The sequence below is a fragment of the Micromonospora sp. WMMD1120 genome (genome assembly GCF_029626235.1).
Classification (GTDB): Bacteria; Actinomycetota; Actinomycetes; order Mycobacteriales; family Micromonosporaceae; genus Micromonospora.
In genome coordinates, this window is the sequence record NZ_JARUBO010000005.1 from 5,244,114 (window position 1) to 5,268,268 (window position 24,155).

Annotated in this window: 24 protein-coding genes; 11 read left to right on the forward strand and 13 right to left on the reverse strand. The window is 71.8% G+C overall.

All coding sequences use genetic code 11. The annotated features are described in order from the left end of the window. Positions 1–4 precede the first annotated feature (4 nt). Positions 5–265, reverse strand: coding sequence for a hypothetical protein (locus O7634_RS24075; RefSeq protein WP_278152398.1), 261 nt, complete (start codon positions 263–265; stop codon positions 5–7). A 115-nt stretch (positions 266–380) separates the two neighbouring features. Continuing rightward, positions 381–1,028, reverse strand: a complete 648-nt coding sequence (locus tag O7634_RS24080; RefSeq protein WP_278152399.1) for a TetR/AcrR family transcriptional regulator — start codon at positions 1,026–1,028, stop codon at positions 381–383. Between the two features lie 61 nt (positions 1,029–1,089). On the opposite strand from O7634_RS24080, the gene O7634_RS24085 reads away from it, so the two are divergent. Next, the gene (locus O7634_RS24085; RefSeq protein WP_278152400.1) at positions 1,090–1,752 is read left to right on the forward strand and encodes a methyltransferase domain-containing protein; all 663 of its coding nucleotides are present in this window, start codon (positions 1,090–1,092) and stop codon (positions 1,750–1,752) included. Positions 1,753–1,788: 36 nt separating this feature from the next. On the opposite strand, the gene O7634_RS24090 is transcribed toward O7634_RS24085, so the two are convergent. Continuing rightward, positions 1,789–2,850: a glycoside hydrolase family 43 protein gene (locus O7634_RS24090; protein ID WP_278152401.1), complete on the reverse strand. Its 1,062-nt coding sequence runs from the start codon at positions 2,848–2,850 to the stop codon at positions 1,789–1,791. A gap of 77 nt (positions 2,851–2,927) precedes the next feature. On the opposite strand from O7634_RS24090, the gene O7634_RS24095 reads away from it, so the two are divergent. Beyond that, complete coding sequence (locus tag O7634_RS24095) at positions 2,928–3,641, forward strand: Type 1 glutamine amidotransferase-like domain-containing protein (RefSeq protein ID WP_278152402.1); 714 nt, start codon at positions 2,928–2,930, stop codon at positions 3,639–3,641. A 122-nt stretch (positions 3,642–3,763) separates the two neighbouring features. Next, positions 3,764–4,096: a hypothetical protein gene (locus tag O7634_RS24100; RefSeq protein WP_278152403.1), complete on the forward strand. Its 333-nt coding sequence runs from the start codon at positions 3,764–3,766 to the stop codon at positions 4,094–4,096. A 153-nt stretch (positions 4,097–4,249) separates the two neighbouring features. Here the strand turns inward: O7634_RS24100 and O7634_RS24105 are convergent, their stop codons facing one another. The 4 genes from O7634_RS24105 to O7634_RS24120 form a co-directional block, all read right to left on the reverse strand. Beyond that, entirely contained in the window at positions 4,250–5,746 is a 1,497-nt protein-coding gene (locus O7634_RS24105) for a DUF1996 domain-containing protein (RefSeq protein WP_278152404.1), read from the reverse strand. Positions 5,747–6,444: 698 nt separating this feature from the next. Further along, on the reverse strand, positions 6,445–7,077 hold the full coding sequence (locus O7634_RS24110) for a dihydrofolate reductase family protein (RefSeq protein ID WP_278152405.1): 633 nt from the start codon (positions 7,075–7,077) through the stop codon (positions 6,445–6,447). A 140-nt stretch (positions 7,078–7,217) separates the two neighbouring features. After that, the gene (rph, locus tag O7634_RS24115) at positions 7,218–9,848 is read right to left on the reverse strand and encodes a rifamycin-inactivating phosphotransferase (protein ID WP_278152406.1); all 2,631 of its coding nucleotides are present in this window, start codon (positions 9,846–9,848) and stop codon (positions 7,218–7,220) included. Between the two features lie 183 nt (positions 9,849–10,031). Next, positions 10,032–11,123: a winged helix DNA-binding domain-containing protein gene (locus O7634_RS24120; protein ID WP_278152407.1), complete on the reverse strand. Its 1,092-nt coding sequence runs from the start codon at positions 11,121–11,123 to the stop codon at positions 10,032–10,034. A gap of 79 nt (positions 11,124–11,202) precedes the next feature. Here O7634_RS24120 and O7634_RS24125 point away from each other — a divergent pair, with 79 nt between their 5' ends. The 3 genes from O7634_RS24125 to O7634_RS24135 all read left to right on the forward strand — a co-directional run bounded on the left by O7634_RS24125 (position 11,203) and on the right by O7634_RS24135 (position 13,211). Then, positions 11,203–11,394 (forward strand): hypothetical protein, encoded by a 192-nt coding sequence (locus O7634_RS24125; protein ID WP_278152408.1) that lies wholly within the window; start codon positions 11,203–11,205, stop codon positions 11,392–11,394. A 127-nt stretch (positions 11,395–11,521) separates the two neighbouring features. Next, complete coding sequence (locus O7634_RS24130; protein ID WP_278152409.1) at positions 11,522–12,190, forward strand: HEAT repeat domain-containing protein; 669 nt, start codon at positions 11,522–11,524, stop codon at positions 12,188–12,190. A gap of 4 nt (positions 12,191–12,194) precedes the next feature. Next, positions 12,195–13,211: a MerR family transcriptional regulator gene (locus O7634_RS24135; protein ID WP_278152410.1), complete on the forward strand. Its 1,017-nt coding sequence runs from the start codon at positions 12,195–12,197 to the stop codon at positions 13,209–13,211. A gap of 28 nt (positions 13,212–13,239) precedes the next feature. Here the strand turns inward: O7634_RS24135 and O7634_RS24140 are convergent, their stop codons facing one another. From O7634_RS24140 to O7634_RS24150, 3 genes are all read right to left on the reverse strand, one after another. Next, positions 13,240–15,291, reverse strand: a complete 2,052-nt coding sequence (locus tag O7634_RS24140) for a glycogen debranching N-terminal domain-containing protein (RefSeq protein ID WP_278152411.1) — start codon at positions 15,289–15,291, stop codon at positions 13,240–13,242. Next, a complete protein-coding gene (locus tag O7634_RS24145) occupies positions 15,288–15,677 on the reverse strand; it encodes an SCP2 sterol-binding domain-containing protein (protein ID WP_278152412.1) in 390 nt (129 codons plus the stop codon). The genes O7634_RS24140 and O7634_RS24145 overlap by 4 nt, the downstream gene beginning before the upstream one ends. 85 nt (positions 15,678–15,762) lie before the next feature. Next, a complete protein-coding gene (locus O7634_RS24150; protein ID WP_278152413.1) occupies positions 15,763–16,773 on the reverse strand; it encodes a carboxypeptidase regulatory-like domain-containing protein in 1,011 nt (336 codons plus the stop codon). A gap of 243 nt (positions 16,774–17,016) precedes the next feature. Between O7634_RS24150 and O7634_RS24155 the strand changes: the two genes are divergently transcribed. The 4 genes from O7634_RS24155 (at position 17,017) to O7634_RS24170 (ending at position 20,308) form a co-directional block, all read left to right on the forward strand. Next, the gene (locus O7634_RS24155) at positions 17,017–17,967 is read left to right on the forward strand and encodes an SRPBCC family protein (protein WP_278152414.1); all 951 of its coding nucleotides are present in this window, start codon (positions 17,017–17,019) and stop codon (positions 17,965–17,967) included. A 28-nt stretch (positions 17,968–17,995) separates the two neighbouring features. Further along, complete coding sequence (locus tag O7634_RS24160) at positions 17,996–19,168, forward strand: zinc-dependent alcohol dehydrogenase (protein ID WP_278152415.1); 1,173 nt, start codon at positions 17,996–17,998, stop codon at positions 19,166–19,168. A gap of 64 nt (positions 19,169–19,232) precedes the next feature. Further along, entirely contained in the window at positions 19,233–19,808 is a 576-nt protein-coding gene (locus O7634_RS24165; RefSeq protein ID WP_278152416.1) for a GNAT family protein, read from the forward strand. 113 nt (positions 19,809–19,921) lie between these two features. Beyond that, a complete protein-coding gene (locus O7634_RS24170) occupies positions 19,922–20,308 on the forward strand; it encodes a DUF2267 domain-containing protein (RefSeq protein ID WP_278152417.1) in 387 nt (128 codons plus the stop codon). A 31-nt stretch (positions 20,309–20,339) separates the two neighbouring features. Here the strand turns inward: O7634_RS24170 and O7634_RS24175 are convergent, their stop codons facing one another. Further along, complete coding sequence (locus tag O7634_RS24175) at positions 20,340–21,419, reverse strand: LD-carboxypeptidase (RefSeq protein ID WP_278152418.1); 1,080 nt, start codon at positions 21,417–21,419, stop codon at positions 20,340–20,342. A 93-nt stretch (positions 21,420–21,512) separates the two neighbouring features. Further along, positions 21,513–22,991, reverse strand: coding sequence for a glutamate--cysteine ligase (locus tag O7634_RS24180; protein WP_278152419.1), 1,479 nt, complete (start codon positions 22,989–22,991; stop codon positions 21,513–21,515). Positions 22,992–23,145: 154 nt separating this feature from the next. Here O7634_RS24180 and O7634_RS24185 point away from each other — a divergent pair, with 154 nt between their 5' ends. Beyond that, a complete protein-coding gene (locus O7634_RS24185) occupies positions 23,146–23,484 on the forward strand; it encodes a DUF3817 domain-containing protein (protein ID WP_278152420.1) in 339 nt (112 codons plus the stop codon). A 65-nt stretch (positions 23,485–23,549) separates the two neighbouring features. On the opposite strand, the gene O7634_RS24190 is transcribed toward O7634_RS24185, so the two are convergent. Beyond that, entirely contained in the window at positions 23,550–24,098 is a 549-nt protein-coding gene (locus O7634_RS24190) for a hypothetical protein (protein WP_278154060.1), read from the reverse strand. Between the last annotated feature and the right edge of the window lie 57 nt (positions 24,099–24,155).

Sequence of the window (24,155 nt, forward strand, 5' to 3'; positions counted from 1 at the left end):
CCGGTCAGGGAGCCGTCGGCCGCGTCCCACGCCGGTCGAGCCTGTCGCGGATCGTGAAGACGACGAGTGCGAGCGGCACGAGAACCCAGAGCTGAAGCACCGCGTACCGGCGCAACTCCCGGTCGATGTCGACGCCGGCCAGTTCCGCATCGAGGGCGCCCGGCCGCATCAGGGCGAGCGCGTACCGGGACAGCGGCGCGTAGTTGAGGCCCGCGGTTCCTCGGCTGCCGTGCATGTCGATGGCGGCGAGGTGACGGACGTTCATCAGATCGATGGTGCCAACGGCGGGCAACCCGTGCGTCGGCAGCGGCGGCCTGAGCGGGTCACCGCGCAGGGCGTCGAGGACTTCACCGACACCCTGACCGCCTACGTGCCGCCGGTCATCGACGCCGGTCGGGGTCGGCGCAGAGTTGCGAGGTCAGGGTGGCCCGGGTCCACTCTTCCCAGGCGTCCGGTGACCAGTCACGGTCGCGGACGAAGATCAGGTAGAGCTCCGGGCTGAGCAGGCCGAACAGCAGGTCCGCCGCCATCTCGACGGAGAGGCCGGGGCGGGCGTCGGGCTTGCCGATCAGGGCTTCGGCCGCCGCGTACTGCACCGTGTAACGCGGGTCGGCACCGTCCGGCCACTGTGCGGCGATCTCCGGGTCGGTGGCCGCGGCAGCCGCGATCAGGGGCATGATCGGGGCGACCCGGCCCAGGATCTCGCGGGCGCCGTGCACGTGCGCGCGTAGTTGCCCGGCCGCTGTGGGCTCGGCGCACGCGGCGCGGAACCACTCACGGTCCATTGTGGCGACCGGCTCGGTGTCCCCGGCGATGGACGTGTCGACGACGTCCTTGAACAGCGTGCGCTTGTTGCGGAAGACGAAGTAGACCGTCTGGACGGCCACGCCCGCGGTGTCCGCGACCTCCTGCAGGCTCGTCGCCCCGTAACCCTGCGCGACGAACAGCTCGCGAGCCGCCTCGATGACCTTTGCGCGGGTGCGCTGCGAGCGCTCGGCCCGCTTGTCCGGCCGCTTGACCGTGTTCATGGCGCGAGTTTATCTTTAGAGGAATTCACTAGAGTTGAACTCTAAATACTTGGAGGAGACGATGACCCAGCCCGACGCCACCCGGAGGCCGGGACCGGCTCCGACGCAGCGAGACCCGGAGGAGGAAGCCGTCCACCGCGCCCTCGAGAGCTACTACCGCGCCGGCAAACCGCCGTGGGACACCGGCGTGCCGCCGCCCGAGCTGGTCGACCTGGTGGAGGGGCACGGCGCGTTGCCGCCCGGCCGCGCCCTCGAACTCGGCTGCGGCACGGGGACCAACGCCATCTACCTCGCACGTCAGGGCTGGGAGGTGGCCGCCGTCGACCTGATCGACAACGCCGTCGACCAGGCCAGGGAGAAGGCCGCGGCGGCGGGAGTGACGGTACGGGTGTGGCACGGAGACGCCACCCGCCTCGACGAGTTGGATGTGCCGGGCCCCTTCCACCTGTTCTTCGACCTGAGCTGCTACTGCGGAATACCCCTGCACCGCCGCGACGCCTACGCCGCGGGGCTCACCCACCGCGCCGCCCCCGGAGCGCTGCTGCTGATGTTCGGGTACGGTCCCGAGTCGCTCGACAACCCGACCTCCGAGATCGCGTCGTGGGCGGCCGGCGTCACCGCCGACGAACTGCGCGCCAGGTTCCCCGGCTGGGCGCTCATCGACGTCACCCCGGGCACCAACCCGATGCCGACCTTCTGGTTCACGCTGCGCCGCGACGCCTAGTGATCGCGTCCTGCTCACCTGCGCATGTCGGGGCGATCACTCGAAGAACTTGATGCTGAACCCGGTGTCGGCGGTCGGGCCGGGCACGTTGGCGCGGCGGTAGGTGGTGTTGCCCCACCAGCAGAAGGTGCCGGTGTACCAGTACCGGTTCGCCCACGAGTACGCGGTGCCCTTGGGAACGGCGTGGAACATCAGCGGGAACCTCGGCCCGGCGGGCGGGCTGGTGGCGATGTCACCGTTGAGCAGCACGAAGCTGTGGTGGCCGGGGCCGTTCACGTGCAGTGTGGGATCCCAGCCGGCCATCATGGTGGACCGGTTCGAGCCGAACAGGCAGCCGTTCGACTTGTACCAGTCCCACACGTACGTCGGGTCGCCGCCGGCGCGCAGCCGCAGGTCGGCGAGGCAGTACTGGTCACTCCAACTGCCGTTCGCGGAGTAGACGATGTGCAGTTGACCGTTGGGGTCCCGGATCGCCTCGGGCGACTCGTTGATGTACGGGTTGCCGACGACACGCTCCCAGCTCTCCCGTGGTTGGGAGATGACGTACCGGTTGCCGGTCGGGGTGAGCGGGTCACTCATCCGGCTCAGGTAGATGTTCTGCTCGATGTTGGTGTCGCCGGCCCAACCGGACCAGACGAACCACCGCTGACCGTTGAAGGTGAACAGGCTGCCGTCGATGGCCCACTTGCCGCCGGGCAGCGCGAGCTGCCGCTCGGCGGTGTAGCCGCCGGCCGGCGACGCCGAGTGGATCACGTACATCCGGTGGGCGGCAGCGCGCCCGGCGGTGAAGTAGATGTAGTAGCGGCCGCCGTCGGTGACGATCTCCGGGGCCCAGACCTCACCGAGGTCGCGGGTGTCCGTCCACACCTGACGCGCGGGTGCGGCGGCGAGCGCGTCGGGTGATGCCGCCTGCCGTACGGCGATCCCGTTGTTGAGCGACTGCACGGAGATGTAGGTGGCGCCGACGCGGATCACGCTCGGGTCGGCGGCCCGTAGGCTGGTCTGACCGGCGGTCGCCGGGCCGGCACCGGCGGCGGACAGGCCGGTGGCGAGCACGGCGGCCACGAGGGCGGAGAGAATGCGGTTACCGACGTCCACGATCGGGCTCCTGTCCTCGGCGTGAGCTGGCAGCCAGCATCGACACCTGTAGATTAGCTTCAGGAGGGCCGCTCGTCATGAAGTTCCTTCTCACCTCGGGAGGCATCAGCAATCCGAGCATCTCCGCCGCGCTCGTCGACCTGCTGGGCAAGCCGATCGGTGAATCCACGGCCCTGTTCATCCCCACCGCTCTCCACCCGTTCCCCGGCGGCGCGGAGCGGGCGTGGAAGGCGGTGCACGGTCGGGCTGACATCCCGCTCACCCAGCTGGGGTGGAAGTCCCTGGGGCTGCTGGAGCTGACCGCGCTGCCCAGCATCCGGGAGGAAAACTGGGTCCCGGCGGTCCGGGAGGCCGACGCCCTCCTCGTCTGGGGCGGCGACGTGCTGTACCTGACCTACTGGCTGCGCCGGTCCGGCCTGGCCGACCTCCTGCCGTCGCTGGTTGACACGGTCTACGTCGGGGTCAGCGCCGGCAGCATCGCGGTCACCCCGTACAACTGCGACGCCGAGTTCGACCTCGCCTTCGTCCCGGACGGCAGCGACATGGCCCAGGACGCCGACCGGGCGCTGGGGCTGGTGGACTTCACGCTCTACCCGCACCTCGATCATCCGGGGATGGAGGACACCACGCTGCCCGACATCGAGAAGTGGGCGTCCGGAATCCCGGTCCCGACGTACGCCATCGACGACGACACCGCCATCACCGTGGTCGACGGGGCCGTCGACGTCATCTCCGAAGGCGAGTGGAGACTGCTCAACGCGCGACCGCCCGGACGTCCGGGCCGTAATTGACGCGCCGAAGCTGGAGGGCGCCCTAGCACCGCATCCTGCGCCGGCAGGTGACCGGCCGACGCTCGTGCGCCCGGGTGTCCGCCGTCCCCGGGCGCGCGTATCCGTACGCTAGTTTCTGGTCCATGAAATCCCTGGACCTGGTCCTGGCCGTCGTGGCTGTCGCGGCCAACCTGGCAGTCGCCGGTGTGCTGCTCGCCAGGAGCCGTGGCGGCACGGCGACGCCCCGGATCTTCGGACGTCCGCAGCGGTCTCCGCGCCTGCGGGCCGCGATGCACGCCTGCCTGGGGTTGGGCCTCGGCGGCGGCTGGCTCGTCCGGGACGTTTTCCCGCCGCGGTCGCTGGGTGACACGGTGGTGTTCAACGTGGTCAGGGTCCTGCTGCTGGCTGGACTTGGCGCCGCGCTGCTGGTCGCTTTCCGGCACCGGCGTTCCCTCCAGAACGACACTGCCGGCTAGAGCGTGATCGACTCGGCTTCCTGGAAGTCGGGGTATCCCGGCCTCTCGGATGCCCCGACTTCCTGAAAACCGAGTCGATCATGCCCCGCCGCGCACGACCGGACGGCCCCCACGCCTGAGGGCGAGAGGGCCGTCCGGTCGTGCGGGTGCCGGTCAGCCGCCGGCGAACTCCACAGTGGTGCCGCACTTGGCGTTCTGGTTGAGGCAGGACTTCACCAGGTCACCGAGGCGGGCCGGGTCCCAGGCGTTCATGAAGTCACCGTGCATGGAGGACGGCTTGCCGGAGGAGAGGCTGAGGCCGTCGCCGCCCAGCGACTGGTAGTTGACCATGAAGCTGAGGTCCGGCACTGCCACCGGGTACTTGCCGGTGCAGACGCCGTTGACCGGGTCGCCCATGTGTGACTTGTGGTCGGGCGAGTCGATGTTCTTCCCGTCCCAGCAGTCCTTGAACACCAACTGGAAGATCAGATTGCCGCCGGGGGCGCAGACCGGCCAGTTGCCGTCGGCGCTGCGGCCGATCTCGGCGCTTCCGGCACACCAGAACTGGTTGCTACCGGCGTTCTTCGGGGTGTCCACCTGCTTCTTGGCGTCGCCCTCGACCACCCGCAGACCCGGCGGGAACGGCTTCACCGTCGACGGGTCCTTGACCCGCGAGCCGTAGTAGACCCGGAAGCTCTTGACCGGCACCGGCTTGCCGTCCTTGCGCAGCTCCGGGACCCAGTAGGCGCTCAGGTCACCCGGCGCGTTGCAGTTGGTGATGGAGGAGAGCAGCTTCTCCGTGGTGGTGAAGGCGTCAACCTTCGGCCCGAAGAAGGTGTGCATGTGCGAGGCGCCGGGCAGGCCGGGGACGACGATCGGGTCGTCCGGGGCCGAGTTCGCGACCTCGCAGTCGGTGTGGAACTCGGGGACCCGCGTGGTTCCCGGCGTCACCGCCTTGGGCTTGATGGCGTTGAAGGCGGTCAGTTCCCGGTTCCACCTGGCCTGGTCCACCGGGACCCAGCCGGCGGTCGGGGTGCTCGGCGTCGACGTCGGCGTGACGGTGGACGACGGCGTCATCGAGGGCGACGGCGGCGCGGAACTCGCGGGAGCGCTCGGCGTCGTGCCGGTCGCCGGGCCGAAGGTGAACCAGTTCAGGTTGACGAAGTCCGACGTCGAGGAGCTCCTGAGGACGGCGAAGACGGTCTGCGCGCCGGCCGGCACGGTGGACGCGGTGGCCGAGACGGTCTTCCACTTCTGCCAGCCGCCGGTCCCGGTGACCGGGAAGCTCGCCAGCAGCGTCCCGTCCTGCGCGCCGAGACGCAGCTCGACGGTGCCGCCGTCGGCGTTCTGCGAGGCGACCCGGGCCGTCAGTGTGGCGCCGGTGATCGCCACGCCGTCGTACCGGAGCCAGTCGCCGTTGGCCAGCCAGCCGACGTTGCGGCCGCCGTCGGCGTCGCCGGTGTTCTCGGTCTGCGCCCCGGACTGCGCGGCGAAGGCTTCCGCCTGGACCCGGCCGGGCACGACGACCTCTTCGGCCTGGGCGCCGGCGATGTAGATGCCGCTGGCGGTCAACGCGGCGGCGACAGCGCCGGCCAGCGTGAGGCGGGTGATACGACGACGCCTGCGCGCCCGGTCCGGCGGTGCGACATGCGCGGGGGGAGGAGTCCGCATTACCAAATTCTTCCTTTGTCTTTTCGACGGCAGAGCTGATGGCGAGGTGAATTATGGGCGGGTCGGGGGATTCGCATCAACTCGTGGAGGAAGAATTAAGGAGGCCATTTCGGACGTCCCTGGTGGCCGGTCCGGCGGCGTCGAATAACAGTTTCCGAGATGCTTTTTCCTTAAGTTCTCCTTAAGTGCCCAGCCGGTACGGATGGTTGCGCGGCATTGTCAGCCGGGCGAACGTCCGCCGGCTCCGGTCGCGAAGTGCTGGGACGACGGTGCCGGAAGCTTGTGACTTTCTCAACCGTGGAAAACGGTAATGTGCGACAGGCCAAACTGTTCCGCGCATCCGCTGCGCTCGACTTCGGCCAATTTCGCGCGAGTCGTTTTCGTGCTGACGGTAACCATGATGACCGTGCTGAGCAACGCCGCGGCGGGCGCGAGCGCCAGGCCGTGGCGTACGCCGTTCGCCGCCACCGGACCGGTGAGCGCCGAGCCGGCGGCGCTGTCGACGTGAACGCGGTCGCCACCCAGGCGAACGCCTCGGCGACGGTCCACGGCGGGGCCAACCGGCCCACCCGGGCCGGCGGCCTGCCGCGTCTCCGGGTGCGGCCCCGTTGATCAACTCGGCTTTCAGGAAAGCGCGATATCCCGGTGCGAAGGACGCCCCGACGTCCAGGAAGCCGAGTCAATCAAGACGGCGCCGGTCAGGCGCCGCGGTCGGGCGCGCTCATGTCGCCCGTCGCAGGGGTGCCATCAGCGAGTCCGTACCGCAGGTAGACGGTGCCCTTCGGGCTGGCGACCGGCGGTTCGAGGAGGGTGAGGTTGGTCGGCACCTCGCCACCGTCGAAGACCTTCTTGCCGACACCCAGGACGATCGGGTGCACCCACAGGTCGAGACGGTCGAACAGCCTCTCGCGCAGCAGGGTCTGCACCAGGTTCAGGCTCCCGACGACCTTGATGTGCTCGTGCCGGTTCCGGATCTCACGCACCGCGCTGGCCAGGTCCGGGCCGAGGTGGCGGGACCCGGCCCAGGAGAGGTCGGGTTCGCCACGGGACGCCACGTACTTCGGGACGCTGTTGAAGAGCGTGGCGATGGCGTCGTCCTGGCCACCCTCCTGGTGCGGCCAGTAGGCGGCGAAGATGTCGTAGGTGCGCCGGCCGAGCAGGAGCGCGTCGGTGCCCTCGTACGCGGCGGCGACCTGCTCCCCGGCGACATCGTCGAGCAGGGGCGCCTGCCAACCACCGAACGTGAAGCCCGCCGGGTCCTCCTCGGGACCGCCGGGTGACTGCGCGACCAGGTCGAGGGTCGCGAACAGCTCGATGTGGATCAGACCCATGGTGTCCTCCCGCTGAGATCGGTGGTTCCGGTTGATGCCGACAGTCGACCAGACCAGCTTCCCGCCACTGGTTGCCCTGGATGTGGTCGCCGTTCTCCAGCCTCGTGCAGGCGTGGCCGTGTCTGGTCAAGCGCACCTGATCAAACCACCTGCGGCGGCCCGGACAGGATCTCGACGTACCCGTCGCTGCCGTGCACGCGGATCCGCTGCCCGTCCTGGATCAGCCGGGTGGCGTCGAGCACGCTGACCACGGCCGGCAACCCGTACTCGCGGGCGATCACCGCGCCGTGCGTCATCAACCCGCCGACCTCCGTCACCAGGCCGGCGATGCCGACGAACAGGGGTGTCCAGCTCGGGTCCGTGTGGGCCGTGACGAGGATGTCACCCGCTTCCAGGTCGGCCTGGGCCATGTCCACGATCACCCGGGCCCGTCCTTCGACCGTCCCGGCGGACACCGGCATCCCGACCAGCGCGCCGGCCGGCACGTCGTCGCGCCGGTACGCCCCGGTGACCGCCTCGCCGTCCGAGGTCAGCACCCGGGGTGGCGTGAGCGCCTGGTACGCGCGGAACGCCTCCCGGCGCTGCCGGACCAGCTCGTCGTCGACACGCCGGGTGCGCACGACCTCCTCGAACTCGTCGAAGGTGAGGTAGAAGACGTCGTCGAGTTCGGTGAGCGCTCCGGCCCGCACCAGGCGCTCGGCCTCGGCCAGCAGGGCCTGCTTGTAGACGAGATAGCGGCTGACGATGCCGTACTTCGGGTACTCGCGGTAGCCGATGAAGGTCCGTACCCGGTCGATCATCCGCTCGGTCTCGGCGGCCTTCTGCTCGCCGTCCGGCAGCGCCCGCAGGCCGGCCAGCACCTCCCGCGCCTTCTGCCGCGCCCGCTGCTCTCCCTCCGCGAAGCGCCGGCGCGCCGCGCCCGGCTCGAAGAGTCGCACGTTGTCGAGGAGCACGGGCACGAGCGTGCGGGGGTGTTCGCTCCACCGTGGCCTGGTGATGTCGATCTCGCCGACGCAGCGCATGCCGTACCGGTCCAGGTACGCCTCGATGGCGTCGCGCGCCTCGACGCCGCCGGGGAGTTTCGGCAGCTCGTCGAGGAAACCGTCGTCCTCGACGCCGGCCAGGAACGCCACCACCTCCGGATGGGGACGGATCACGTCGGCGACGTCGAGCAGCGCCAACCCCATCTCCGAGGTGATGTTGCCGGGGGCGGACAGGGTGAGGGTGTCAGCGGCGTTCTTCTCGCCCAGCCACTCACGCAGCCGGTCGTTGAGCCACCAGGTGGCCTGCATGCCGGCCATGATCGCCTGCATGTTCAGCGGCTCGGCGAGGACCCGTTTGTGCTCCTCGAAGGCGTCCCGCAGGAAGTCGAACAGCGCCGGACCGCGCACCGTGGCGATGTCGCGGCGCAGGGCGGCGACGGACGCCTCGTTGCGCTCGATCAGGTCGGCCACGATGGCCGGGTCGGTGGCGATCGACGGGGCGTCGGTCGGCAGCCGTGCGGGACCACCGTCGCCGGTGTTCGTCGGAATGACGTCGGGACGGTCGAGCAGCGTCCGTAACGCGTCCGCCATCAACGGATCGGACGTGTCGACCATGTCCAGGAAGCCGACGCGGCCCGTGGGCGAGGCGAGCAGCCCGGTGGCGTCGACGAACAACCGCCCGCCGGCCTCCAGCATCGGGGCCATGGCCGTCAACTGCCACATCGAGATGCCCAGCGGCCGCATGGCGTCGGTCATCATCTGCTGGTGGCCGACCGAGAGGTAGACGTGGTACTCCTGGTCACCGGCCTGGGGGACCGGGAACAGCGTGGTGATGGGTCGGCTCTGCACGATCTGGAACTCGTCGTCGACCAGGCACCACTCGATGTCCTGCGGGCGGCCGAACCGCGCCTCGACCCGGCGCCCGAGCCGCACCAGCCGGACGACCTGCTCGTGCGTCAGCGCCGGCTGCTCCTGCCGCCGCCCGTCGATCGCCACCTCCCGGGTCCCGCCACCGGGCACGGCGGCGACGGCGCGCTGCTTGACGGCCACCGTGGCGGCGACGACCTCCCCGTCGCGGACGGTGAACACGTCCGGGTTCACCAGGCCGGACACCAGGGCCTCGCCGAGGCCGAAGCTGGCGTCCACCGTCGCGACCCTGCGGTTGCCGGTGACCGGGTCGGCGGTGAACAGGATGCCGGCCGCCTCCGGGACGACCATCCGCTGGACCACGACGGCCATCTGCGCAGCCCGGTGGTCGACGCCGTTGCGCAGCCGGTAGACGACGGCCCGCTCGGTGAACAGCGACGCCCAGCAGCGGCTGACGTGCCGCAGCACCGCCTCCGCTCCCACCACGTTCAGGTAGGTGTCCTGCTGCCCCGCGAAGGAGGCCGTCGGCGTGTCCTCCGCCGTGGCGCTGGAGCGCACCGCGTACGCGGCCTGTTCGCCGTACGAGGCGACAGCGCGGGTGATCGCGCCGGCCAGCTCGTCGGGGACGGGGGCCTGCTCGATGCTGCTGCGGATCTCCGCGCTGAGCACCCGGACCGCGTCCCGGTCGCCGGGATCGAGGCGGGACAGCCGGTCGAGCCGGTCGTCGATCGACGGCACGTCGGCCACGACCCGGCGGAAGGCGGCGGTCGTCACGCAGAACCCGGCCGGGACCCGGATGCCGTCGATCCGCGACAGCTCACCCAGGTGCGCGGCCTTTCCGCCGACGGATGACACCTGCGTCGCGTCGACCCCCCGAAGATCCACCAGCGGTACGAGGCCGTAGCCCTCGTCCGTCGACAACACACCCACGTCGTGCCCCCGTTACCTTGTCGGCGCTGGTCCGGCCGCCGATTCTGCGCCAGGACCGGGGTATTGCCGCAAGCCCCCGGGTGCGATATACGTTAGAAGTGGCAGGGAGTCGTCTCCCTGCCTTTGTCGTTGGCGGGCTGGGCTGCTTGCCCGGGGCGTCGACGCCGGGCTGCGCTAGCCGGCGACCTCCACGCCGGTGAGGGTGACGCCGCGGTGCGCGGCCAGGAGTTCGGCCTGGTCGGTGATGGCCCTGCGGGTGGCGCCCGACAGGCTCCGCCACTGCCGCACGACGACCGTGAACGCCCTGCCGGACTTGCGGGGGCGCCAGGTGCCGACCACCTCGCCGTCGACCAGGACGGCGCCGGGCCGACCCAGCACCGGCCACAACTCCGTGCCGCGGGCGGCGTCCGGAACCAGCGTCGTACGGTCCTTGGCCTGGAGGAACAGGTCGTACGGGCCGAGCAGGCGGGTGACCGCCCCGTCGGCCGACGCCAGCGCCTCCTCGTCGGCGGCCAGCAGTGATCGCGCCTCGCCGTCGACGGTCACCCCGGCCACGTCGTCGGGCCAGTGCGCCTTCACGTCCTTCACCGGGGCGTCGAGATAGTCGGCCACGTGCTTCGGGGTGGCCGGACCGAGCAGCCGGAGGTACGCGCGGACGAGATCGAACCGGTCGTCCGCGGCGGAAGCCCTTCGGAACCCGGCGATGGGCTCCAGGATCGGCGGTGAGGTGTCGAGCCGCAGTTCCAGCCCGGCCCGTACGGCGGCGAGCCGGAACGGCATCTCGTAGAGGTGGGTGGCGTCGCACGGGCGGCAGAACCGCAGGTACGGCTCGGGCAGCGCGGCGGCCAGGCGAGCCGACACGTCTCCCTTGACCGTCGGCGCGTCGACGATGGCCCGCATGTGGACGGCGATCTCGTCGAGGGCGGCGAGATTGCCGATGCCGGCGGCCTTCAGCGGCCGGGAGGCGTCGTAGATGCGCTTGCCCGCGTCGGCGTCGGAGAAGGGCTCGACGGCGGCGGCCACCCGCCCGACGTCGGCCCGGCGGTAGAGATGGGGGGCGCCCCGTACGGTCCACAGCAGGACCATTTCGGTGCCGGTCACCGCCCTCCCGTCGACTCCGCGCAGGGCCAGCGCCCACCGAGCCGCCTCGGGTCCGGTGTTCTGCACCCCGATGTCCAGGATGGCGGTGTCGGCGGGCGTGCCCGCGCCCCGGTCGAGCTGCTGGGCCCGGACCCGGAAGTTCATCACCTGGCGACGGTCGACCATTGACGCACCCTAAACGGCGGGGCCGCTGGCCGGCCGGAACGCGGCGTCCGGCCGTGGCGCGCCGTGACCACTGCCGTACGTGCGGCCGAACGGCCTGATGTTCTGCGAAGCGGTGCGCGACCGTCAGCCACGCGAACAGCGCCAGCTCGAAGGCGGTGATGGTCAGCAGTCCGACGGTGACGACCGTGGACAACGCCCGCCAGATTCTCCTGACCAGGTGTCCGGGCGTGCCGACGTACCGGAAGAGGACGGCGATGGCCACGGCGGCTGACGAACCCCACCGCGAGCGCGGCCCAGGACAGCGCCACGAGCCAGGCCGGTTGCGTCTCGCCCCCTTCCCGCCCCTTGACCTTGACACAGTGACAAGGTCTTCACTGGGGTTCGAGGAGGTGAGTTCGATGACCGGTCCACACCAGGACACCAACACCACGAAGACTCTCCAGGGGCTGGAGCACCCGGACCCGTCGGTGCGACTGCGGGCGGCCCTGGCCGTCGGCACCGCCCCGGACCCGCGCTGGGTCGACCCGCTCGTCGCCCGGTGCGCGGTCGAGCCCGACTTCTCCGTACGCGAAATGCTCACCTGGGCCCTGACCCGCCACCCGGCGCAACGGACGGTCCCCAGGTTGGTCGGCGAGCTGCGCGCGGAGCGCGCGCAGGCCCGCAGCCAGGCGCTGCACACGTTGTCCAAGATCGGCGACCGGCGGGCGTGGCCGGCCATCACGCGGGCGCTGCTCACCGACGCCGACCCCGAGGTGGCGCGGAGCGCCTGGCGGGCGGCGGTCGTCCTGGCGCCCGCCGACGCGGCGGCCGAACTGGCCGGCGTGCTGGCGACGCAGCTCGGGCGCGGCGACCGCGAGACGCGGCTGAGCCTGAGCCGGGCGCTGATCGCGCTCGGCGAGGGGGCGGCGCCGGTGCTGCGGGCGGCGATCACCGACGGTGACCCGGCGGTGCGCGCGCACGCGGTCGCCACCGACCGGCTGTGGCAGGACCCGGACGCCGGGTTCGCGTACGGCAGCGACGAGGCCACCCGCGTGGTCGCCCTCGGGCCGGCGGCGGCGAGCGGGTGATCCCGTGCTGATCGGCGAGGTGGCACAGCGGTCCGGGGTGAGCGCCCGGATGCTGCGGCACTACGACTCGCTCGGGCTGGTCCGGCCGACCGGTCGGACCAGCACCGGCTACCGCGAGTACACCGCCGAGGACATCCGGCTGATCTTCCAGATCGAGAGCCTGCGGTCGCTGGGGCTGTCGCTGCGCGAGGTCAGGCGGGCGCTCGACGACCCGGGATTCAGCCCGTCCGGGTTGGTCGACGACCTGATCCGGCAGACACAAGACCGGATCGCCGCCGAGACGGAGCTGCTCAACCGGCTGCGTCGGATCGGCGCGGCGGAGCCGGCCGACTGGGCGGAGGTCCTGGAGACGGTCGCGCTGCTGCGCGGGCTGGGGTCGGAGAGCGCCGGCCGCCGGCAGCGCGCGGCCCTGTCGTCGGCGGCCAAGGTCCCGGTGGAGGCCCTGGTCGAGGCGGTGCTGGCCGAGGCCGACCCGAACGTCGCCGGTGCCCTACGCTGGGCGTTGGCGCCCTCCGGCGACAGCGGCGTGGCCCTGCTCGCGGAGGGCCTGCGGTCGCCGGAGGCGGCGGTGCGCCGCCGCGCCGTCGAGACGGTCGCCGAGATTCCGCACGACGCGGCGACCGGCCTGCTGCGCGAGGCCCTCACCCACCCCGACATCGGGGTACGCCGGTACGCGGCGGTGGCGCTCGGCGCGCGGGGCGGGACCGGGGCGGTTCCGACACTCGTCGACACGGTGGTCGAGGAGGCGAACGACGTCGACGCGGCCGACGCGCTGAGCGCCCTGGCCCGGGACCCGGCGCTGGCGGACCGGATCACCGCCGACCTCGTCGGTCGCCTCGCTGACCGGACGGTGACACCGCCGGCGCGTCGACGGTTGGCCCAGGCGCTCGCGGACATCCCCGGAGACGCCGCCTCCCGGGCCCTCACCGAGCTGACCAGGGACCGGGATCGTGTCGTCGCGCTGACCGCGACGTACGTCCTCCGGCTGCGCGAGGCCGCGCCGCCGGGCTCGCGGCCCTGATGATCCGCCACTGGGGGCACTGACGTCGCTACCTCTGGTCGGGGCGGCGGCGGGCGAACGCGTCGACCCTGCCCCAGCGGCCCGGGATGTCCAGCAGCGCCATCCGTTCGAAGGTGGGCGGCAGCGCCGGGTCCACGGCCAGGTGGTCCTCGTGCGGGTTGAGCCCGAGCATGGTGCGGATCAGCAGGATCGACGCCCCGCTGGACCACGCCTGCGGGCTGCCGGCCGTCGGGTAGCGGACCGGGAACCGGGTGGTCTCGCGGTCGAAGCCCCCGAACGCCTCGGGCAGCCGACCCTCGAAGTAGGTGGCGGCGGAGAGGATGCCCGCCGCGATGCGGCCCGCCTCGGCGGCGAACCCGTACCGGCGCAGGCCCCAGGCGATGAACGAGTTGTCGAACGGCCAGACCGTGCCGTTGTGGTAGCCGAGCGGGTTGAAGCGGCGCTGGCCCTCGGCGAACGTCCGCACCCCCCAGCCGGAGAAGAGCGCCGGACTCATCAGGTGCTCCACCACCCGGGGCGCCCGCTCCGGCGGCACGATGCCGCTCCACAACAGGTGCCCGATGTTGGAGGACAGGCTGTCCACGGGGGTGCCGTCGTGGTCGAGCGCGAGGGCGTAGAAGCCCTGCTCCTCCAACCAGAAGTCCCGATTGAAGCGCTCGTGCAGGGCCGCCGCCTCCTGCTCCAGCCGCTCGGCGTACGCGTCGTCGCCCCAGACCGTACGCGCCAGCCGCGCACCGCGGATCTTCGCGTCGTACGCGTACCCCTGGGTTTCGCAGGTGGCCCTCGGGAACCCCGGCAACCGGCCGTCGACGTAGGAGATGCTGTCCCAGGAGTCCTTCCAGCACTGGTTGTCCAGACCGGTCGCGCGGTTGCGCCGCCGGTACCAGATGTAGCCGGTGGCCTGGAGGTCGGCGTACGTGTCGATCCAGTCCAGGGCCGCGCGGGCCTCCTGCTCCAACTCCCTCACCAACGCGGTGTCGCCGCTCCACCGCTCGTACTCGTCGAGCAGCACCACGAACAGCGGTGAGGCGTCCACGGTGCCGTAGTACGGCGAGTGCGGCTGCTCCTCGAACGCGGCCGACTCCCCGTAGCGCAGCTCGTGCAGGATCCGGCCCGGGTCCTCCTCCAGCACGTCGTCGCGCCGCGCGCCCTGCAACGAGGCGAGGATGCGCAGCGTCGGCGGGGCCAACGACGGGGTGACCGGCAGGGTCTGCAGGCAGGTCAGCAGACTGTCGCGACCGAAGAGGGTCATGAACCACGGCAGCCCGGCCGCCGGCACCGTCGCGCCGCCGAGCGACAGCGGAGCGAAGCGCAGCGCCGCCAGGTCCACCAGGCTGCGCCGGTAGACCTGGTGCAGGGCGACGCTCTCGGTGTCCAGCGTCGGGGCCGCCGCGACCCACTCCCGCAGGCTCCTCGGCAGCGTGTCCTCCCGTGGCCGCTGGGCGCGCAGGGCGGCGCGCAGGTCGACGCCGTCCGGTCGCAGCGCCAGCATGTCGGCCTGTAACCGGGTGGACCACTGCTCACCGGGGTTGAGCCGGATGGCGAACCGCAGGCCGTCGGGGCCGAACTCGGCGGGCTCGCTCGCCGACACCACCACCTCCCGGTGGTAGGTGGCGCGCCGGTAACCCAGCCGCAGCTCGTTCGGGCCGACGTGGGTGTAGCGGCTGCCCACCTTGTCGGTGACGTCGAACTTGATGTCGAAGATGTCGGCGAAGTCGGCGGCGACCTCCAGTCGGATGTCGAGGTCCATGAACCGTTCGCCGTAGTTGAAGATGGTCAGCGACTCGGTCAGGTCCGGGCCGATCCGCCGCCGCCGGATCGCCGACACGTCGGCCTGCACGTAGTCCACCGCCGCGCCCGGCACCACGAAGAACGTGACCTCGTAGTACTGGCTGTCGTCCACGGACAGGGCGGTCATGCACTCGCCGTTGACGGTGAGCCGCCAGCGGGACAGGAAACGGCTGTCGGCGGCGAACAGGCCGACCGGGGTGGCCGGGGACGACTCCACGTCGCCACTGGCGTCGGACACCATGAAGGTGTTCCCGTCGATGCACGCGACGGTGCCCTCGATGTCCCTCATCGCGTCCCCGGCCCGTCGTTGCGGCTCGCCGGGTCGGGTGTCCCGTCCCGCTCCGCCGCCTCGGCCGAGCGCGGGAACAGTCGTCCGAGTCGCAGCGCCAGGCCCAGGTCACCGTCGACCAGGATCTCGCCCCGGGTGATCGCCGCCAGGCCGTTCACCTCACCGCGTGCCATCGCGTCCGCCACCGGGGCGGAGACGCGGATGACAGTGCCGGCCGGTGCGTCGCTCCTCGTCACCCGCATCCGGCCGTGATCGATCTCCAGGAGCCACTGCTCCAGATGGTCTCCGTCGCTGATGTCGAAGCGCACGCTCCCACAGACCTTGCTGAACATCGGGTTCCGCCCGGCGACGGTCAACCGGTCGAAGAATGCGTTCGTCGCCGTCATCGCACCCCCCGGCCGCTGGTAGAAGCGCGTCTCGGCTACCCGATCCGGGGGGCGGCTAACGCGCCGGAACCGTCTTCCTGAGGGGTCATCTCAGGTCGAAGTCCACCACCGCCGGCGTGCGTCCGACCCGCACCGTGGTCGCGCTGTCGAAGCTGGTGGCGTCGCGGTGCCACACCGGCGGGGTGTACGCGCAGTCGCAGCGCAGCCGCACCCGCTGCCCGGGGAGCAGGCGCAGCGTGTACCCGTCGCCCACCTCGGCCACCCCGGTCAGGTCACCGGTGGCCGCGTCGAACGCGACCACCTGGGCGTAGGTGATCAGCTCGTCGACCCGTACCGCCCCGGTCAACGGCGTGCCGGCGGGCAGCGCCTGGTTCAGGGTCGCGATCTGCCCGGCGCGGACCCGCACCGTCCGCGCCTGCGCCCGGGTGGCCGTCCCACCGGACCACACGGTGGCCAGCCCGTCGGCGGCGAACTGGACCGGCCAGTGGTACGGGCCGAGGCCGGTGATCGTGTAACGGCCCTCCTCGTCGGTCATGGGGCCGTGGTCGTCGTTCTTCGGGTCCGGCACGTAGGGCACGACCATCACCCGCGCGCGCGGCACCGGCGCGCCGGTCGCCGCGTCGGTCACCACCCCGACGACGGTGCCCGCCGGGTCGAGTCGGACGGTCGGCGCGCTGGTCACCGTACCGGAGCGGACCTGGACCACGTGGGCCCGCTCGCGCTCACCGGTGCCGCCGTGCCGGCCGACCCACTGCCAGCCGTAGCCCGGTGGGTAGATGGCGTTGATCAGCAGCCGGTACCCGCCGGGGACGACCTCGCTGGTCACCAGGACGCCCTGGTCGTCGGAGCAACCCCCACCCCGGCCGAGCTGGTCCTCACCGAGGGTGACCGCGGTCAGGGCCGCGGCGTCCACCGGGACGAGCGCGGCGCAGACCCGGGGGACCGGCGCGCCGGTCGCCGCGTCGCGCACCACGGTGCGGACGGTGCCGGTGGACACCGGCCCGGGGGTACGCGCGACGGCCGGCGCGGCGGCCGTCGCGACGAGCAGTCCGGCGGTGACGTTGGCGGTCAGGTGGCGCAGGAGTGCACGGCTCACGGGCGTGGTCCTTCCGGCGGCGCGATGGTGTGGGCCGACGGTATCGGGCGACCGCTGATCCAAATCGGTCAATGTCGTGTTGCCGACGCTCACCCCGAGGCGCAATGTGCCGCTCTCGGTGCGCGTCGGGCGTTATGCCTGAACCGGGCGCACGGGTCACCGCTACCGCATAGCGTCACGAAGGCGGTAGAGCGCCGCCGATCCGCCCGTACCCCGGCGGACCGCGCACGGAAGGAACCGGACATGAGCCGTGTCGAGACTGTGCTCCTGCCCGAACTGGACGGGCCGGTGCCGGCGATGCTGCCGAGCGCGCTCGGCCTGCTGAGCCTGGCCCTCGGCGTGGGCACGCTGGTCGCGCCGGGACCCGTCGCGCGGATGACCGGAGTGGACGACTCACCGGCGGCGCGGGCGGCGCTCCCGGCCGTCGGCGCGCGCGAGTTGGCCACCGCCGCCGGCCTGCTCAGCGGGCGACGCCCAGCCGGCTGGGCGTGGGCCCGGGTGGCCGGTGACGCGGCCGACCTCACACTGCTCGGCCGGGCCCTCGCCGACCGCTCCGGTGCACGCCGCCGCAGGGTCGCCCTGACCACCCTCGCGGTCGCCGGCATCACCGCCGTCGACGTGCTGGCCGCCGTCCGCGTCGGGCAGGCCCGCCGGGCCCGCGCCCGGGTGATCCGGATGGAGGTCGCGGTGACGGTGAACCGGTCGCCCGCCGAGGCGTACCGGTTCTGGCGGGACATGGAGAACCTGCCCCGGTTCATGGCCCACCTGGAGTCCGTACGCGCCGACGACCTGCGCCGTTCGCACTGGATCGCCCGAGGCCCGGCCGGCCACCGCGTCGAGTGGGACGCCGAGATCATCGACGACCAGCCGAACAGGTCCGTCACCTGGCGCTCGCTGCCCGGGACCCGGGTGCCCAACGCCGGGCGGGTCCGGTTCGTGCCCGCGCCCGGCGACCGGGGCACCGAGGTCCGGGTCGAGCTGCGCTACGCGCCGCCGGCCGGCGCGCTCGGACGGGCGGTGGCGAAGATCTTCGGCGAGGAGCCCGAGCAGCAGGTCCGGGACGACCTGCGCCGGTTCAAGCAGGTGCTGGAGACCGGCGAGGTGGTCCGGTCCGAGGGCAGCCCCAGCGGCATCTCCGTACGCCAACAGGCCATGCAGCGCCCGGCCCAGCCGCTGCCGGCGTCGCGCCGCTGACCGCCCGAACTCCCGAGAGGACCCGCGAATGAAGGCCACGGCCTGGATGGGCGCCGACAGCGTCAAGGTGATCGACGTGCCGGACCCGAGGATCATGAACGCCCGGGACGCGATCGTCCGGGTCAGCACCACCGCGATCTGCGGCTCCGACCTGCACCTCTACCACGGTTACATCCCGGCCATGCGCAAGGGCGACATCCTCGGCCACGAGTTCATGGGCGAGGTGGTGGAGGTGGGCCCGGAGGTCCGCAACCTCAAACCCGGCGACCGGGTGGTGGTGCCGTTCCCGATCGCCTGCGGGCACTGCTCCTCCTGCCAACGCGGCCTCTACTCGGTCTGCGAGAACTCCAACCCCAACGCCGGCATCGCCGAGAAGATCATGGGGCACTCGCCGGCCGGCATCTTCGGCTACTCCCACCTGCTCGGCGGCTACGCCGGTGGTCAGGCCGAGTACGCCCGGGTGCCGTTCGCCGACATCGGCCCGGTGAAACTGCCCGACGAGGTCACCGACGACCAGGCCGTCATGCTCGCCGACGTGTTCCCCACCGGGTACATGGGCGCCGAGATGTGCGACATCACACCCGGTCAGGTGATCGCGGTCTGGGGCGCCGGGCCGGTCGGGCTGTTCGCCGCCGCCAGCGCCCGGCTGCTCGGCGCCGAGCGGGTGATCGTCATCGACCGGTACCCGTACCGGCTGCGGCTGGTCGAGGAGCACATCGGCGCCGAGACGATCAACTACGAGCAGGCCGACGTGCTGGACACACTCAACGAGATGACCGCCGGCCGGGGACCGGACGCGTGCATCGACGCGGTCGGCCTGGAGAGCCACCACGGCAACACCGCCATGTACGCGTACGACCGGGCCAAGCAGGCCGCCCGGATCGAGACGGAACGGCCGTTCGCCCTGCGGCAGGCCATCCTCGCCTGCCGCTCCGGGGGAGTGGTCTCGGTCGTCGGCGCGTACGGCGGCTTCGTCGACAAGTTCCCGATGGGCGCGTTCATGAACCGCTCGCTGATCATGCGGACCGGGCAGTGTCACGTGCAGCGCTACACCCGGCCGCTGCTGGAGCGCATCCAGCGCGGCGAGATCGACCCGAGCTTCGTCGTCAGCCACCGGATGCCGCTGCGGGACGCCCCGAAGGGCTACAAGATCTTCCAGAAGAAGCAGGACGACTGCACGAAGGTGCTGCTCAAGGTCTGACCGGGGCGGCAGCTCTCCGCCGCGGCCCGGCGACGGTCGCGGCGTCGTGGCTACCATGTCGACCATGAACGGTGCCGACACATCGGTGCGCGTGACCGCGGACCTCACCATCAGGCTACGGCCGGTCGCCGAGCCCGACCTGGTGATATTCCGGCGGTTCCGCACCGAGCCGGGCCTGATCGGACCGGACTGGGGAGGCTTCACCGACGCGGCGGAGCCCGCCCGGCGGTTCGCCGCCGACGGCTACCTCAGCGACGACGACACACGGCTGATCGTCGAGGTCGAACAGGAGCGGGTCGCCGCCGCCGGCATCGTCAGCTACCGCGCGCAGCGCTACGCCGGGCGGGCGTCGTACTGGGAGATCGGCATCGTCCTGCTGCCGCAGTGGCGAGGGCGGGGCATCGGCTGGCGGGCGCAGGCGTTGCTCTGCGACTACCTGTTCCAGCACACCCCGGCACAGCGTATCCAGGCCGGCACCCACCCGGAGAACGTGGCCGAGCAGCGTTCGCTGGTGAAGGCCGGTTTCCAGCTCGAGGGCGTCATCCGGGCCTGCGAGTTCCGGGCCGGTCAGTGGCGCGACGGCTACCTCTACAGCCGTCTGCGCGACGACCCACCGCCCGAGGCCCTGTCCGTTCGATAGCGGAACGCCCGGTTCGCTGATCCACCCCGTTTGTGGCCGGGGACCCGGGGAACTCGCCCGGTTCGTCCGCCGGCAGGCCGCACGGCCCGCCGCGGAGACGGAGGGAGCGGGTCATGGAGTACGAGCAGATGATCGCCACGGTCCGGCAGCGCGCCGGCCTCGGGGAGAACGAGGCCGTACGGTCCGTGCAGGCCGTCCTGTCGGTGCTCGGCGAACGGCTCGCCGGACAGGAGGCCGACAACCTCGCGGCACAACTGCCCGACCCCCTGAACGGGTCGATCACCCGTAACCCGCAGGGCCGCCGGTGGGACATCGGCGAGTTCCTGAAGCACGTCGGCGACCGGGAACAGGTCGCGAACGCCGACCAGGTACGGCAACACGCCCAGGCGGTGCTGCGTACCGTCGCCGAGGCGCTCGACGACGACGACCGGCGCGACCTGCTCGCCCAGTTGCCCGGCGGCATCACCGACCTCTTCGGGGTGCCCACCCCGCGCGGCTGACCACCGCCCCACGTCGCCGGCGCGCGGCGGATCAGCGCGGTCGGACGCCGGCCTCCACGGTCAGCGTCCCGGCCTCGGCGTCGATCGTGGCCCGCGCGCCGAGCGGCACGGTGAGCTGCCCGGCGCCGTGCCCCAGCCGGAGCCCACCCAGAACCGGCACGCCCAGGTCGGACAGGCGGTCGGTGAGCACCGCCGCCGCGTCCCACTCGCCGGCCCCGCCGACGCTGTTGGTGATCTGACCGACGACCACCCCGGCGACCCGGGACAGCACGCCCACCCGGCGTAGCTCGGTCAGCATCCGGTCGATGCTGTACGGCGCCTCGTCCACGTCCTCGAAGAACAGGATCGCGCCGTCGAACCTCGGCACGTCACCAGCGCCGAGCGAGGTGGACAGCATCGTCAGGCAGCCGCCCAGCAGGGGCCCCGACGCGCGCCCGGGCACCAGCACGGGGGCGGCGGTCTCGGCCGGGTCCCTGGTGATCGTCACGGGCCCGGTGGTCATCACAGCCCGGCGCAGCGACTCGGCCGACTCCGGGCCGGTACGCGTGTCGCTCCAGTTGACCATCGGGCCGTAGAAGGTGACCAGGCCGGTGTCCCGCCAGAGCTTGCCGTGGATGCTGGTGATGTCGCTGAAGCCGACGACCACCCGGGGGTCACGCCGGACGCCGGAGACGTCGAGCCGGTCGACGATCCGCTGGGTGCCGTAACCGCCCCGGGCGGCGAAGACGGCACGGACCCCCGGGTCGTTGAACGCCGCGTCGAGGTCGGCCAGGCGCTGGGCGTCGGTGCCGGCCAGGTAGCCGTACCTGGCGTAGACGTGCTCGCCCAACTCGACCTCCAGCCCCCAGCCTCGCAGGATCTCGATGCCACGGGACATGTTCGTCGGGTTGGGGGTGCCGCCGGGCGACACCACCCGGACCCGGTCGCCGGGGACCAGCACCGGAGCCCGCAGCGCCCGCTTCGGGGCACCCGGGGCGGCCTGCGCCGCCTCGGCGGTGCCGACGAGCACCGCGCCGCCGGCCGCCGCACCCATGCCCAGCACGCGTCGTCGGGAGAGGGCGGCCAACGCCGGTCGGTCGGTCGGCGGGTGAGCTGTTCCAGACGTGGGCACCGGCGTCTCCTCATCGTCCCCGTAGCGATGCGCGAGCCGCTACAGCCTACGACAGACGTCGATGATCCAGAATGTCCACAACGGACGGACGGCCTACGGGATCGGCCACTCGTGCACCGGCCGGTTGCTGTGCATCAGGTCCACGTAGTGCCGGACCACCTCACGCAGCGCCTCCGGCCGATCCAGGTGGTCGGCGGACTCCAGTCGGTGCAGCGTCTCCACCTGCCAGGTCGCGCCGTTGCGGCCGGTCAGGCAGCGCTGCTCGATGACGCCGAGCAGCCGGTCGCGCTCTGTCGGGTCGAGCCCCCAGCGGTCCAGCCCGTGATGTGCCAACGGCAGCAACCGGCGCAACACCAACTCGGTGACGGGCAGGTAGCCGAGACCGGGCCAGAACACCTGCGCGTCGATGCCGTGCCGGGCGCAGCTGGTGAAGTTCTCCTCGGCGGCGCTGAACGACATCTGCGACCACAGTGGTCGGTCCGCTTCGGCGAGGGCGCGGACCAGCCCGAAGTAGAAGGCGCCGTTGGCCACGGTGTCCAGCACCGTCGGACCGGCGGGCAACACCCGGTTCTCCACCCGCAGGTGCGGTCGGCCCCGGGACACGTCGTACACCGGGCGGTTCCACCGGTAGACGGTGCCGTTGTGCAGGCGCAGCTCGGCGAGGTTCGGCACCTCACCGGCGGCCAGGGCCTGCGCCGGGTCCTCCGGGTCGCAGACCGGCAGCAGCGCCGGGAAGTAGCGCACGTTCTCCTCGAACAGGTCGAACACGCTGGTGATCCAGCGTTCGCCGAACCAGACCCGCGGGCGTACCCCCTGGGCCTTGATCTCCTCCGACCGGGTGTCGGTGGCCTGCTGGAACAGCGGGATGCGGGTTTCGCGCCACAGCTCCCGGCCGAAGAACAACGGCGAGTTCGCGCCGACCGCGACCTGGATGCCGGCGACCGCCTGGGCGGCGTTCCAGTAGTCGGCGAACTGCGACGGGCTCACCTGGAGGTGGAACTGGGTGCTGGTGCAGGCCGCCTCCGGCGTGATCGTGTCGGCGGTGACCGCCAGGCGTTCCACGCCGCTGATCGCGATCGGCAGGTCCTCCCCGCGCGCGGCGAAGATCTGCTCGTTGAGCAACTTGTAACGGGGATTGGCCGAGAGCGTCTCGGCGGTCAGGTGCTCCGGGCGCAGCGTCGGCAGGATGCCGATCATCACCATGTGCGCGCCGATCGTCCGGGCCTTCAGCTCGGCGGCGTTCAGGCTGGCCCGCACGTACTCCTCGAACTCCGCGGTGCCGGTGCCGGCCAGCCGGCGCGGCGGCACGTTGATCTCGACGTTGAACTGGCCCAGCTCGGTCTGGAAGCTCGGGTCGGAGATGGCCGCCAGCACGTCGGCGTTGCGCATGGCCGGGTTGGACGTCCCGTCGACGAGGTTCAGCTCGATCTCCACGCCGGTCAACGGCCGGCCGACGTCGAACCGGGACTCGCGCAGCATCTCGGCGAAAACGTCGAGGCAGCGGCGGACCTTGTCGCGATAGCGGGCCCGGTCCTCTCGACTGAAGGTTCGTACGCCGACGTCCTCGCCCATCGTCACCGCCCTGTCACCGCTGGTCCCCCTAACCTCGCACGTGATCGGCGGGCAGGGGAAGACTCGATGACCCCTTCTCTACCCAGCCGCCCGCCCCGTTAGCCCAGCCAGCGCCCACCGATAGCATGGCGGGCCGAGAGGTGGTGGCGTACGGATGCGCGAGAAGGTGACCCGGTTGTTCGTCGCGGCGGCGATCGCCGAGGCCTGCTCCTGGCTGGCCCTGCTGGTCGGCATGCTGGTCAAGTACGGTCCGACCGACAACGAGCTGGGCGTCAAGATCTTCGGGCCGATCCACGGCGGGCTGTTCGTCGCGTACGTCCTGCTGGTGCTCGCGGTGGCCCGGCTGCACCGGTGGAGCCTGCTGGCCACGGCGGTGGCCCTGGCCAGCGCGGTGCCCCCGTTCGCCACCCTCGCCTTCGAGCGCTGGGCCCGCCGTCGGGGAATGCTCGGCGTCGACCGGCGGCCGACCCGCGAGGTCGCCCCGGTCGGCTGAGCCGACGTCGGGCTGGCTGACCGGTCAGGTCGGCGCCGAACGCGCGCTCCGGCCGGCGCGGGCCGTCAGGTCAGCGCGGAGCAGGCCGCGATGCCGGCCAGCAGCAGCGCGCCCAGGAACGCCTGCAGCAGCAGCGGCGGCCCGAGGTGCGACCAGAGCGTCGCGGTACGCGGGGTCAGCAACTGCCCGGTGGTGAGGTTGACGATCCGCTCGATCCGTGGCGGCAGCTCCGGGTCGCGTTGCGGGCGCAGTGTGAGCTGCACCTGGTCGGCCGGGTGCAGGGCGCTCTGCGGCAGGTGGCCGTGCAGCTCCACCTCGCAGAGCTGACCGGCGGTGTTGCGCAGGCGCACCGGTGTGACCAGGTATTCCGGGCCCTGCTTCAGCTGCTTCCAGCGGCGGCGCGCGCCGCCGCCGCCGAACGAGAAGAGCGAGCGCAGCAGCAGGGCGGGCAGGCTGGCGACGGCCGCCGCGGCGAGCACCGCCACCAGCACCGGTTGCCCGATGCGCACCTCCCGGGTGTAGCCGTCGAGCAGGCGGATCAGCCGCCCGGTGACGATCCGCTCCGTCGGGTGCACGATCCGCCGGCTATCAAGTCCGCTGTCCATCTCCACCACCGAGAGTCCGCTTGTGTTCACAGATCGTATCGACGTCCTCGGTTGAACGACGTGAAT